This window comes from Prauserella oleivorans (assembly GCF_042685745.1).
GTDB lineage: Bacteria > Actinomycetota > Actinomycetes > Mycobacteriales > Pseudonocardiaceae > Prauserella_A > Prauserella_A oleivorans.
Genome location: NZ_JBHUNT010000001.1, coordinates 19,138 through 31,858 on the forward strand (window position 1 = coordinate 19,138; position 12,721 = coordinate 31,858).

The window sequence follows — 12,721 nt, forward strand, 5'->3', positions numbered from 1 at the left end:
GCGACCCGTCTTCCGAGCGCCACCGGCAACCTGCCGTTTGTTGACCATTTCGTTATTTCAACGCGCTCGGTCGCCGGTCGCCGCCAATTTCACGGGGGCGATACCTCCCGCAATTGACCGGTGGATAGGCTGCCGATCACGTCCCATCCTTTTCCCCGCCGATGAAGGACACCGCAGTGACGACTGACAACCACCTTGCAGCCCCGTCCTTCGACCGGATGCGCAACATGCTGGTGCGCGCGGCCGAGGTCCGAGAGAGCGAACAGCAGCAGATCTTCGACGCGCTCGACGACATCTATGCCCGGCTGGCGCCGGTCGACTCGCTCGGCGCGGTGCGCAAGCGGCTGTCCGAGCTGCCCGACCGCACCGAGGTCAGCGTCCTCGCCGAGCGGCTCGACGAGACCATGACGCGGCTCGAGGCGCAGGACAACGCGCTGGCCGAGCTGGCGCGGGCGGTCGAGGCCGTGGTCGACAAGCTGGCCAAGCCGTTCGCTCAGCTGGACGGCAGGCTCGACGGGGTCGCCGCCCGGTTCGAAGGCGTCGCGGGCCGCATGGACGGCCTGGAGGACAAGCTCGAGAACATCCACCGCAGGCTCGACGAGCTCGGTGGCCACCTCGACAAGCAGGACGACCGGCTCGAGGCCATGCCTGCCGCGGTGAACGCGCCGGTGCGCGAGCGGATCGACGCCCTGGAGACCAACCTCAAGGAGCGCGTCGAGCGGCTCGAGACCGACACCAAGGAGCGCATCGGCAACACCACCGAGACGCTGCGCTCGGCGCTGTCCGAGACCGCCGCGACGGTGGACCCGGCCGAGCGCCTCGACAAGCTCGGCGAGCGGCTGGAGCAGGTCACCGGACGCCTCGACGACCTGGCCACCCGGCTGGACAAGGTGGAGGGCGACCTCGTCGGCAGGCTCGGCGATCTCGACGGCTCGCTGCGCTCGGGGCTGTCGAAGGTCGAGGGCACGCTGTCGAACCAGCCCGACAACGAGTACTTCAGCTCGGTGGTGCGCAAGAGCAACGAGGAGTCCGAGCGGCGCATCGGCGGCCAGCTCGACGAGGCCATGGCCACCTTCGCCGAGCTGATGCTGGGTGGCGGGCCCGCTCCGCAGACGGTCGCGGTGGCCCCGCCCGCACCGCGGCAGCCGCGCCGCCGCAACGGCCGCGCCCAGAAGGGCCCGGAGTCCAAGGCCAAGTCGAACTCCTCCGAATCGGAGGAGTGAGCCGCTAGGCCCGCACCCGCTCCAGCACGATGCCCTCGCCACCGGCGGGGGCATCGTCGTTTCCGGGGTCAGCGACCGCATAGGAGCCCGCGAGGGCGTCGAGCGCGTACGGAACGGCGTCCGGCGTGTCGGTGTGCAGTTCCAGCAACGGCGCACCGCGCTCCACCCGCTCGCCGGGCTTGGCCAGACACCGCACGCCCGCGGCCGCCTGAACCGGGTCCTCCTTGCGTGCCCGGCCCGCGCCGAGCCGCCACGCCGCCACGCCGACCGCGTAGGCGTCCAGGCGCGTGAGCACGCCGCTCTCCGGCGCGGGCACCACGTGGACGTGTGCCGGCCGGGGCAACGGTGCGTCCGGATCGCCGTCCTGGGCCCGGATCATCCGGCACCACGTCTCGTACGCCGCGCCGGACGCGAGCACCGGTTCCGGGTCGATGTCGGCCCGGCCCGCGATCGCGAGCATCTCGCGCGCCAGGGCCAGGGTCAGCTCGACGACGTCGGGCGGACCACCGCCGCGCAACACGTCGACGGCCTCGGCCACCTCGATCGCGTTGCCGACCGCCGAGCCCAGCGGTGTGCTCATGTCGGTGAGCAGCGCCGTGGTCGCCACGCCGTGCGCCGAGCCGATGCCCACCAGGGCACGCGCCAGCTCGCGCGCCTGGTCGAGGGACTTCATGAAGGCACCGGAGCCGACCTTGACGTCGAGCACCAGCCCGCCCGCGCCCTCGGCGATCTTCTTGCTCATGATCGAGCTGGCGATGAGCGGCACCGACTCGACGGTGGCCGTGACGTCCCGCAGCGCGTAGAGCTTGCGGTCGGCCGGAGCCAGCGTCGGCGTCGCCGCGCAGACCACGGCGCCGACGTCCTCGAGCTGCCTGCCGATCTCCTCCGGCGACAACTGCGCACGCCAGCCGGGGATCGACTCGAGCTTGTCGAGCGTGCCGCCGGTGTGGCCGAGGCCGCGGCCGGACATCTGCGGCACGGCCACCCCGCACGTCGCGACGAGCGGGGCCAGCGGCAAGGTGATCTTGTCGCCGACACCGCCCGTCGAGTGCTTGTCCACGGTCGGCCGGGAGACGTGCAGCGAGAGCCGCTCCCCCGAGTCGATCATGGCGCCGGTCCAGCGCGCCGTCTCGCCGGCGTCCATGCCACGCAGGTACACCGCCATGGCCAGCGCGGCCATCTGTTCCTCGGCGACGACGCCGCGGGTATAGGCGTCGACGACCCACTCGATCTGCTCGGCGGTGAGCCGCAGGCCGTCCCGTTTGGCCCGGATGACGTCGACCGCCGCGAACGGTTCGCGGGCACTCATGCCTCGGCTCCTTCCCGCACGGCTCCTCCGCCGCCGGCCGCCCCGGGACGCTCGCGGGTCGTCATGCCGGCAGGTCGGCCGGGCCGAACGCGTCCGGCAGCACCCGCGACATCGGCAGGATGCCGCTCGGAGTGTCCAGCAGGCAGTCGGCGCCGCCGAGCTCGAACAGGATCTGCCTGCACCGGCCGCACGGCATCAGCAGCTCCCCCGATCCCCCGCGGCAGGCGACCGCGACCAGCCGCCCGCCGCCGGAGAGCCGGAGCTGGCCCGCCATCGTGCACTCGGCACACAGACCCAGCCCGTACGAGGCGTTCTCGACGTTGCACCCGGTCACCAGCCGCCCGTCGTCGACGAGCCCGGCCACGCCGACGTGCAGCCCGGAGTACGGCGCGTACGCCAGCGCGGCCGCACGCACCGCCTCCTGCCGCAACCGCTCCCAGTCCGGTTCGGACGGACTCATCCGCCCTCTCCTCGCCGGTACGTGCGGCCGACCCACTTGGGCGCCCGCAGCCGTTGCGCCGCCAGCGAGAGCACGAGCAGCGTCACCACGTACGGAGCCGCGCTCACGAGCTCGGGCGGCACGCGGTCGGTGAACACGAACCACAGGATGAACGCGATACCGAGCACCGTCGCCACGCCCGCCACCACGTAGTTCTTCGCCCGCAGCTGAACCACCGCCAGCACGAGCAGCGCGATGCCGAGCAGCACGAGCAGCGCGTGCACGGCGCCCTCCCCGCGCAGCTGCATGGCGTCGGTGTAGCCGAACAGCCCGGCACCCGCCGCGACGCCGCCGGGCCGCCAGTTGCCGAAGATCATCGACGCGAGGCCGATGTAGCCACGGCCACCGGTCTGGCCGTCCCGGAACTGCGCCGAGGCGATCGCGAGGATCGCACCACCGAGGCCGGCGAGCGCGCCCGAGGCGGTGATCGCCGCGTATTTGTACTTGTAGACGTTCACGCCGAGCGACTCCGCGGCCTGCGGTGCCTCACCGCACGACCGCAACCGCAGGCCGAACGGTGTGCGCCACAACAGGTAGGCCGTCAGCAGGAACAGCACCACGGCCACCAGCGTCAGCAACGACACGTCGGTGGTCAGCCCGCGCAGGAGACCGGCCAGATCGGACACGAAGAACCAGCCCTGCTCCTCGAGGTCGCCGAGGACCGAGGACAACCCCGGCACGGTCACGTGCGGGACGTCCTCGATCGGCGGCGACTGCTTCTGCCCACCGCCCGGTGCGTCGGTGAAGTACAGCTTCGCCAGGAACAGCGTCAGGCCCGGAGCCGCGAGGCTGATCGCCACACCGGAGATGATGTGGTCGACGCCGAAGGTCACGGTCGCGACGGCGTGGATCAACCCGCCGAGTGCGCCGAGCAGCACGCCCGCCAGCGCACCGGCCCACGGACCCCATTGGTAGCCCGCGAAACCGGCACCGAACGTGCCCAGCACCATCATGCCCTCGAGGCCGATGTTGATGACGCCCGCGCGTTCCGACCACAGGCCGGCCAGGCCGGCCAGCGCGATCGGCACCGCCGCGGTGAGCGCGGCGGCCACCGTGCCGCTGGAGGTCAGGTTGCCCGCACCGGTGGTGACGCGCACGAGGGACACCACGGCCAGCGCCACCAGCGCCAGGACCAGATAGATACTCGGCGACATGCGCCTGCGTGGCCGCACGACGGTCGGCTCGGCGCCGACGCTCAATCCGCTCGCGGTCATGCCTGCACCTCCTCGGGAACCTTGGTGGTGCCGAGCGCACGGCCGACGTCACGCTGTTCGAGCTTGAGCTTGTACCGGCGCACGAGCTCGTAGGCGATCACGACCGACAGCACGATCACGCCCTGCATGATGACCACGATCTCCTTCGGCACGCCCGACAGATCGAGCACGTTCGACGTCTGGTCGAGCGCACCCCACAGGAAGGCCGCGAAGGCCATGCCCACCGGGTGGTTCCGGCCGAGCAGCGCGATCGCGATGCCGGTGAAGCCCAGCCCTGCCGGGAAGTCCAGCGAGTAGGAGTGCGAGGCGCCGAGCAGCTGCGGCATGCCGACCAGCCCCGCGATGCCGCCGGAGAGCAGCATGCTCGCCAACACCATCTTCTTCACGTTGACACCGCTGGCCACGGCCGCCGACTCGGACTCACCGGTGGCCTTGAGGTCGAAGCCGAACCGCGTGCGGTTGAGCATGAACCAGTAGGCGATACCCACCGCCAACGCCAGAAAGATCAGCCCGAACACGTCCGAAGAGGACCCCTCGTACGGGATGCCCGGCACCTGGCCGTCCTCGGTGATCGGCGCCGTGCCGATGTTGTTGCTGCCCGCCACCGTCACCGCGAGCCGGTCGGGGTTGAGCAGGAACGCCACCAGTGCCGTCGCGACGGAGTTGAGCATGATCGTCGAAATGACCTCGCTCACGCCACGCGTGACCTTGAGGAACCCGGCGATGCCCGCCCAGACCGCGCCGACCACCATCGCGGCGAGGATGGTCATCGCGATGCGCAGCACCGACGGCAGAGAGTCCATGAAGGACGCTCCGGCGAGCGCGGCGGCCAGCATCGCGGCGAGCCGGTACTGGCCGTCGACGCCGATGTTGAACAGGCGCATCTTGAAGCCGATCGCCACGGCGACGGCGGACAGGTAGTACGTCGTGGCGCTGTTGAGCGAGTTCGCCATGGTGCGCGGACGCTCCAGCGACCCGAGCATGTCCTCGGCCACCTCGAACGGCGGATGGCCGGTGATCGACAGGATGATGCCGCACACGATCAGCGCGAACACCAGCGCGCCGACCGGGGCCGCGAGGCCCAGCGACACCGAACGCCAGGAAATCCGTCCCATCACGCCCCCTCGGTCCCGGTCGCGCAGCGCCGCGCCCGGCCTGCCCGCGCCGTCGACTGCGCGCGCGTCTCACTCATCGGATCCTCCTGTCCCGGCACCGGTCATCGCCGAGCCGAGCTCCTCGGGCGTGACCGTCTTCGGGTCGTACGAGGCGACGAGATTGCCCCGCAGGATCACGGACAGGTTGTCGGACATGCCGATCAGCTCGTCGAGATCGGCGGAGATCAGCAGCACGGCGAGGTGCTCGGCCCGGGCCTTGCGGATCTGCTCCCAGATCGCGGCCTGCGCGCCGACGTCGACGCCGCGCGTGGGGTGCGAGGCGATGAGCAGCACGGGATCGCCGCTCATCTCCCTGCCCACGATGAGCTTCTGCTGGTTGCCGCCCGAGAGCGCCGCCGCGGCCACGTCGATGCTCGGCGTGCGGACGTCGTACTCGGCGACGATCCGCTCGGTGTCGGCCCGCGCTCCCGCGCGGTTGAGCAGCAGCCCACGCACACTCGGCGCCTTCGTCTGGTGGCCGAGGATCCGGTTCTCCCACAGCGGCGCCTCGAGCAGCACGCCCTGCCGGTGCCGGTCCTCGGGGATGTAGCCGATGCCGGCGTCCCGGCGCTTGCGGGTGGAGAGCCGGGTGATGTCCTTGCCCTTGAGCGCGATCGACCCGGCGTGCAGCGGCCGGATGCCCATCAGCGCCTCGACCAGCTCGGCCTGCCCGTTGCCCTCGACACCGGCGATGCCGAGGACCTCGCCGGCGTGGATGGTGAACGACACGTCGTCCAGCACGGTGCGGCCGTCCGGCGAGGTGACCGTCAGCCCGGACACCTCGAGCACGCGCTCCTCGGTGACGGTGGACTCGCGCAGCTCCGGCACCGGCAACGCGCTGCCCACCATCAGTTCCGCGAGCTGCCGCGCCGTGACGTCGCCGGGGCTCACGCTGGCGACCGTGGTGCCGCGGCGCATGACGGTGATGTCGTCGGCGACCGAGAGCACCTCGTCCAGTTTGTGCGAGATGAACAGCAGGGTGAGGCCCTCGGACTTGAGCTCGCGCAGGTTGCCGAACAGTTCGTCGACCTCCTGCGGCACGAGCACCGCCGTGGGCTCGTCCAGGATGAGGATCTTCGCGCCGCGGTAGAGCACCTTGAGGATCTCGACCCGCTGCCGCTCGCCCACGCCGAGCTCGTCGACGAGCCGGTCGGGCTCGACGCCGAGGCCGTAGCGCTCGGAGATGTCCTTGATCCGGGCGCGGGCGGTCTTGAAGTCGAGACCACCACCGGATCTCGGTTCGTCGCCCAGCACGACGTTCTCCAGCACCGTGAGGTTGTCGGCCAGCATGAAGTGCTGGTGAACCATGCCGATGCCCATGGCGATGGCATCGGCGGGAGTGTGAAGGTCCGCGGGCTTGCCGTCGATGGAGATCGTCCCCTCGTCGGGACGCTGCATCCCGTAGAGGATCTTCATCAGGGTCGACTTCCCCGCGCCGTTCTCCCCGACCAGGGCGTGCACGGTGCCGGTGCGCACGTCCAGGTTCACGTCGGAGTTGGCGACGACGCCCGGGAAGCGTTTGGTGATTCCCCTCAGTTGGACGGCGAGCGCTGATTCGCTGTTGCTGATGGTGCACGCTCCTTGCCAGGTGCCGAGGAAACACCGACGGGCCCGGAGGGTCTCCCCGGGCCCGTCGGGCTCAGCACGCTCCGATCACTTCTTCGCCGAGACCTTGATCTCGCCGGAGACGATCCTCTGCTTGAACTGCTCGAGCTGCGGCTTGATGTCGTCGATCTTGCCGCCGCTGGTGGAGTACTCGACGCCACCGACCTCGAGGTCGTAGACCTTGTTGCCGGCCTTGAAGTTGCCGTCGTTGACGGACTTGACGAAGTCGTAGACCGCCAGGTCGACACTCTTGACCATCGACGTGATGATGACGTCGCGCACATCGGCCAGCGAGGGCTGCTTGTACTGGTCCGAGTCGACGCCGATGCCCATCGCGCCCTTCTCCTTGGCCGCCCGGAACACACCGCTGCCCGAGCCGCCCGCCGCCGCGTAGATCACGTCGGCGCCGGAGTCGAACATGCCGTTCGCGGCGGTCTCGCCCTTGGCCGGGTCGTTGAACCCGGAGAAGTCCGGCGGCTGGGTCAGGTACTTGACCTGCACCGTCGCGTCCGGCTTCACGGCCTTGACGCCCTGGGTGTAGCCGGCTTCGAACTTCTGGATCAGCGGGGTGTTCACACCGCCGACGAACCCGACGTTGCCGGTCTTGCTCTTCAGCGCCGCGGCCGCGCCCACCAGGAACGAGCCCTGCTCCTCGGCGAAGGTCAGGTTGGCGATGTTGTCGCCGGTGTCGGTGCCGGGCGTGTAGTCGTCGACGATCGCGAACTTCACCTCCGGGTAGTCCTTCGCGACCTTGCCGAGCGGACCCGCGTAGGCGAACCCGACCGCGATGATCGGGTTGTACCCGGCCTCGGCGAGCTGGCGGAGACGGTCCTCCTTCTGGGCGTCGGTTTCGCCCTGGGCGGCCTCGAGCTCGGTCACCTCGATGCCGAACTCCTGCTTGGCCCGGTCCAGACCACGAGCGGCGGAGTCGTTGAACGACTGGTCGCCGCGGCCGCCGATGTCGTAGGCCAGCCCGATCTTGAGCTCGCCCGAGCCGCCACCCTGGGCGCCGGCGTCGCCGCCGTCCGACCCGCCACAGCCGGTCAGTGCCAGTACGCCGGCCATGGCGATTGCCGCCAGCGTTCCACCACGCTTTCGACGCACGGTGTATCTCCTTCCCCGCTGTTCCAGCGGACGAACTGAGAACGGCCCGGCTCTCCTGCCGGACCGGACTGGCGAACGGTACCGCTCTGTGAAATTCGCGGCACCTGCGTGGCACCGTGCGTAACCTAAATGTTTACTCCGTCCGTAGCTGCGCGATCGATTGCGCACGCTCGGTGACCAAATGTTTGGCCGCGACGGCTCCGGTGAAACTCCCGGTGAGACCTGGACCACGCTCCAGTGCGCTGCAGGTGTGTGCTCAGTGTTTGGTCCATCACAGGTAACAACCCGAGGCACCACCCCGGTGCCGGGGCAGGTCTAGCATTCCCGCGTATCCACGCTCGACTACCTTGACCTCGGCAAAGTCGCGGTACGCCGGGCTTAGTCCATCAGTGACGTTGGAGGCCGTACACCGATGTCCACCACTGCGAGCACCGCCACCGAGGCGGGAGCGAGTGATCGGGCGGGCGCCTCACGCCGGAGCGGAACGTTCTACCGCGGAGACCCCGGCATGTGGTCGTGGGTGCTGCACCGCATCACCGGCGTGCTCACCTTTTTCTTCCTGTTCGTCCACGTTCTCGACACCGCACTCGTCCGCGTTTCGCCGAACGCCTACGACGAGGTCATCGAGACCTACAAGAACCCGATCGTCAACCTCCTCGAGGTCGGCCTCGTCGGGGCCGTGCTGTTCCACGCGCTCAACGGCATCAGAATCGTCCTCGTCGACTTCTGGGCCAAGGGACCGAAGTACCAGCGCCCGATGCTGTGGGCGATCCTCGGCATCTGGATCGTCGTCATGATCCCCGGCACGTACTTCATGCTCGAGCGCACCGTGAGCGACCTGTTCGGAGGCAACTGATGGCTGAGACGCTCACTCTGGACAAGCCTCGCTCCCCGCGCCGGCCCGCCGCGCGCCGGAACAACTTCGAGCTCTACAGCTGGGCCTTCATGCGCATCTCGGGCCTGCTGCTCGTGGTGCTCGTGCTCGGCCACCTGTTCATCATGAACATCCTCGACGGCGGCGTGCACCGCATCAACTTCGCCTTCGTCGCAGGCCGCTGGTCCTCGCCGTTCTGGCAGTTCTGGGACCTCATGATGCTGTGGCTGGCCCAGCTGCACGGCGGCAACGGGCTGCGCACGATCATCGACGACTACGCGCGCAAGGACTCCACGCGCTTCTGGCTGAAGATGCTCCTCTACGTCGCGATGGCCGTCATCCTCGTGCTCGGCACGCTGGTGATCTTCACCTTCGATCCCGACATCCCGGCCAGCTGACCCCCCACCACAGGGAGACTTCCCATGCAGTTTCACAAGTACGACGTGGTGATCGTCGGAGCTGGTGGCGCCGGCATGCGCGCGGCGATCGAGGCCGGCCAGCGCGCACGCACGGCTGTGCTCACCAAGCTCTACCCGACGCGCTCCCACACCGGCGCGGCACAGGGCGGCATGTGCGCCGCGCTGTCCAACGTCGAAGAGGACAACTGGGAGTGGCACACCTTCGACACCGTCAAGGGTGGCGACTACCTCACCGACCAGGACGCCGCGGAGATCATGGCCAAGGAGGCCATCGACGCGGTGCTCGACCTCGAGAAGATGGGGCTCCCGTTCAACCGGACCCCCGAGGGCAAGATCGACCAGCGGCGCTTCGGCGGTCACACGCGTGACCACGGCAAGGCCGCGGTGCGCCGGGCCTGCTACGCGGCCGACCGCACCGGTCACATGATCCTGCAGACGCTGTACCAGAACTGCGTCAAGCACGGCATCGAGTTCTTCAACGAGTTCTACGTCCTGGACATCACGCTCACCGACACCGCCGACGGGCCCGTGGCCTCCGGTGCCATCGCCTACGAGCTGGCCACCGGCGAGATCCACGTGTTCCAGGCGAAGTCGATCGTGTTCGCCACCGGCGGCTTCGGCAAGGTCTTCAAGACCACGTCCAACGCGCACACCCTGACCGGCGACGGCATGGGCATCTACGCGCGCAAGGGCCTGCCGCTGGAGGACATGGAGTTCTACCAGTTCCACCCGACCGGCCTCGCCGGCCTCGGCATCCTGCTCACCGAGGGTGCTCGCGGTGAGGGTGCGATCCTGCGCAACGCCTCGGGCGAGCGGTTCATGGAGCGCTACGCCCCGACGATCAAGGACCTCGCGCCGCGCGACATCGTCGCCCGCTCGATGGTGCTCGAGGTGCTCGAGGGCCGCGGCGCCGGCCCGAACAAGGACTACGTGCTCCTGGACTGCACGCACCTCGGCGAGGAGGTCCTCGAGACCAAACTGCCGGACATCACCGAGTTCGCGCGCACCTACCTCGGCGTGGACCCGGTGAAGGAGCCGGTGCCGGTGTACCCGACCGCGCACTACGCCATGGGCGGCATCCCCACCAACGTGCACGGCGAGGCGCTGCGGGACAACGAGAACATCATCCCGGGCCTCTACGCCGCCGGCGAGTGCGCGTGCGTGTCGGTGCACGGCGCGAACCGCCTGGGCACCAACTCGCTGCTGGACATCAACGTGTTCGGCCGGCGGGCGGGCATCGCCGCGGCGGAGTACGCCAACAGCCGCGACTACGTCGAGCTCCCCGAGAACCCGGCCGCGATGGTCGAGGGCATGGTGAACCACCTGCGGACCGCCACCGGCGGTGAGCGCGTGGCGGACATCCGCACCGAGCTGCAGGCCACGATGGACACCAACGCGGCCGTGTACCGCACCGAGGACACCCTGAAGCAGGCGCTCACCGACGTGCAGGCGCTCAAGGAGCGCTACGGCCGGATCTCGGTGATGGACAAGGGCAAGCGGTACAACACCGACCTGCTCGAGGCCATCGAGCTGGGCTTCCTGCTCGACCTCGCCGAGTTCCTCGTCAACGCGGCGCTGGCGCGCAAGGAGTCCCGCGGCGGGCACGCCCGCGAGGACTACCCGAACCGCGACGACGTCAACTTCATGCGGCACTCGATGTCGTACAAGATCCTGCCGGACAAGCCGGACCCGGACGCGCCCCTCGGCCTCACCGGGTTCATGGCGGACATCCGGCTGGACTACAAGCCGGTGACCTTCACCCGGTACGAGCCGATGGAGCGGAAGTACTGATGCCTTCCGACGTAATCCCTCCCGCGGAGGAAGCGAAATGACCGCTGTAGCCGAACCCAAGCACGACACCTCGCAGATCCCCGCGCCGGAAGGCTCCGTCACCATCACGGTGAAGATTCTCCGGTTCAACCCCGAGGTGGACTCGGAGCCGCACTGGGAGTCCTACGACGTCCCAGCGCTGCCGACCGACCGCGTGCTGAACCTGCTGTTCAACATCAAGAACTACGTCGACGGCACGCTGGCGTTCCGGCGCTCGTGCGCGCACGGCATCTGCGGCTCGGACGCGATGCAGATCAACGGCATCAACCGGCTGGCCTGCAAGGTGTTGGTGAAGGACCTGCTGAACAAGAAGGGCAAGCAGACCACCGTCACCGTCGCGCCGATCAAGGGCCTGCCCACGATGAAGGACCTCTATGTCGACATGGAGCCCTTCTTCGAGGCCTACCGGGCCGTGAAGCCGTACCTGATCGCCTACGGCAACGAGCCAACGCGTGAGCGGATCCAGTCGCAGGCCGACCGGGAGCGCTTCGACGACACCACCAAGTGCATCCTGTGCGCGGCGTGCACGTCGTCCTGCCCGGTGTACTGGGCCGACGGGTCGTACTTCGGCCCGGCGGCGATCGTCAACGCCCACCGGTTCATCTTCGACTCCCGCGACGAGGGTTCGGAGGAGCGGCTGGACATCCTCAACGACGCCGAGGGCGTGTGGCGCTGCCGCACGACGTTCAACTGCACCGACGCCTGCCCCCGTGGCATCCAGGTGACGAAGGCGATCCAGGAGGTCAAGCGGGCGCTGCTGTTCAAGCGCACCTGACCTTCCGGCGACCTCGAAGGCCACCGGCCCGACGCGCGCGGACCGGTGGCCTTCGTCGTGTCTGTGGTCTGCGTAGCCGTGTCGGCCATCCGCGTAGCCGTGTCGGCCATCCGCGTAGCCGTGTCGGCCATCCGCGTAGCCGTGTCGGCCATCCGCGTAGCCGTGTCGGCCATCCGCGTAGCCGTGTCGGCCATCCGCGTAGCCGTGTCGGCCGTCCGCGTAGGCCGGTGCACGTGTGCGGAGTGCTGACCCCGGTCAGAAATCCGCACACGCCTCCCGGGCGGCGGCCATCGCCTCGGAGAACTCCGTGCTCTCGGTGTCGAAGCTCGCCTGAGCGATCCGCAAGGGTTTGCCCAGGGTCTCGGCGATCGAGCTGTAGCGAGGGTCGAGTTCGCCAGCAGCAGCGGCGAGCTCGGCCGCCGCACCCCACCGGCGGTAGGAGGCGTAGTTGTTGCCTTCCAGGTCGATGGTCGGCGTGCGGGCGACCACCTCGCACGCGGCTGCCACGTCGGCCTCGGCGCCCTCCGGACCGCCCCCGACGGTGAGGGCCCACACCAGGCCGACCCCGCCCCCGCCCAGCACGAGCCCCGCCGCCAGGGCCGCCACGACGGACCGGCGGCGCGGAGGCCTGACCAGTGGCGCAGGGACGCCCGGGCCCGGCGGCGGGTACGCGCCGGACGGCACAGACGGGGCGGATGGCACAGGAGTGCCCGCG

12 protein-coding genes are annotated in these 12,721 nt (G+C 69.4%); 5 read left to right on the top strand and 7 right to left on the bottom strand.

Annotated elements, in window-relative coordinates; all coding sequences use genetic code 11:
• Positions 1 to 176 precede the first annotated feature (176 nt).
• Positions 177 to 1,223 carry a PA containing protein gene (locus ACFSZT_RS00080; protein ID WP_377393821.1) on the top strand — a complete coding sequence of 349 codons (1,047 nt, stop codon included), beginning with the start codon at positions 177 to 179 and terminating at the stop codon, positions 1,221 to 1,223.
• A gap of 4 nt (positions 1,224 to 1,227) precedes the next feature.
• Here ACFSZT_RS00080 and ACFSZT_RS00085 read toward each other — a convergent pair whose 3' ends face one another.
• The 6 genes from ACFSZT_RS00085 to ACFSZT_RS00110 form a co-directional block, all read right to left on the bottom strand.
• Entirely contained in the window at positions 1,228 to 2,532 is a 1,305-nt protein-coding gene (locus tag ACFSZT_RS00085) for a thymidine phosphorylase (protein WP_377393819.1), read from the bottom strand.
• A gap of 61 nt (positions 2,533 to 2,593) precedes the next feature.
• A complete protein-coding gene (locus ACFSZT_RS00090) occupies positions 2,594 to 2,992 on the bottom strand; it encodes a cytidine deaminase (RefSeq protein ID WP_377393817.1) in 399 nt (132 codons plus the stop codon).
• Positions 2,989 to 4,245: an ABC transporter permease gene (locus ACFSZT_RS00095; protein ID WP_377393815.1), complete on the bottom strand. Its 1,257-nt coding sequence runs from the start codon at positions 4,243 to 4,245 to the stop codon at positions 2,989 to 2,991. Before ACFSZT_RS00095 ends, ACFSZT_RS00090 begins: the two co-directional genes overlap by 4 nt.
• A complete protein-coding gene (locus ACFSZT_RS00100; RefSeq protein WP_377393813.1) occupies positions 4,242 to 5,360 on the bottom strand; it encodes an ABC transporter permease in 1,119 nt (372 codons plus the stop codon). Before ACFSZT_RS00100 ends, ACFSZT_RS00095 begins: the two co-directional genes overlap by 4 nt.
• 69 nt (positions 5,361 to 5,429) lie before the next feature.
• Positions 5,430 to 6,968, bottom strand: coding sequence for an ABC transporter ATP-binding protein (locus ACFSZT_RS00105; RefSeq protein WP_377393851.1), 1,539 nt, complete (start codon positions 6,966 to 6,968; stop codon positions 5,430 to 5,432).
• Between the two features lie 84 nt (positions 6,969 to 7,052).
• Complete coding sequence (locus ACFSZT_RS00110) at positions 7,053 to 8,108, bottom strand: BMP family lipoprotein (protein WP_377393811.1); 1,056 nt, start codon at positions 8,106 to 8,108, stop codon at positions 7,053 to 7,055.
• A gap of 412 nt (positions 8,109 to 8,520) precedes the next feature.
• Between ACFSZT_RS00110 and sdhC the strand changes: the two genes are divergently transcribed.
• Genes sdhC through ACFSZT_RS00130 form a run of 4 tightly spaced genes read left to right on the top strand, consistent with a single transcriptional unit; the run spans position 8,521 to position 12,006 of the window.
• Entirely contained in the window at positions 8,521 to 8,964 is a 444-nt protein-coding gene (gene sdhC, locus ACFSZT_RS00115; RefSeq protein ID WP_377393809.1) for a succinate dehydrogenase, cytochrome b556 subunit, read from the top strand.
• The gene (locus ACFSZT_RS00120) at positions 8,964 to 9,380 is read left to right on the top strand and encodes a succinate dehydrogenase hydrophobic membrane anchor subunit (RefSeq protein WP_377393807.1); all 417 of its coding nucleotides are present in this window, start codon (positions 8,964 to 8,966) and stop codon (positions 9,378 to 9,380) included. Before sdhC ends, ACFSZT_RS00120 begins: the two co-directional genes overlap by 1 nt.
• 24 nt (positions 9,381 to 9,404) lie before the next feature.
• Entirely contained in the window at positions 9,405 to 11,192 is a 1,788-nt protein-coding gene (gene sdhA, locus ACFSZT_RS00125; RefSeq protein WP_377393805.1) for a succinate dehydrogenase flavoprotein subunit, read from the top strand.
• A 37-nt stretch (positions 11,193 to 11,229) separates the two neighbouring features.
• Positions 11,230 to 12,006, top strand: a complete 777-nt coding sequence (locus tag ACFSZT_RS00130) for a succinate dehydrogenase iron-sulfur subunit (protein WP_377393803.1) — start codon at positions 11,230 to 11,232, stop codon at positions 12,004 to 12,006.
• Between the two features lie 255 nt (positions 12,007 to 12,261).
• Here ACFSZT_RS00130 and ACFSZT_RS00135 read toward each other — a convergent pair whose 3' ends face one another.
• Complete coding sequence (locus ACFSZT_RS00135) at positions 12,262 to 12,612, bottom strand: hypothetical protein (RefSeq protein ID WP_377393801.1); 351 nt, start codon at positions 12,610 to 12,612, stop codon at positions 12,262 to 12,264.
• Between the last annotated feature and the right edge of the window lie 109 nt (positions 12,613 to 12,721).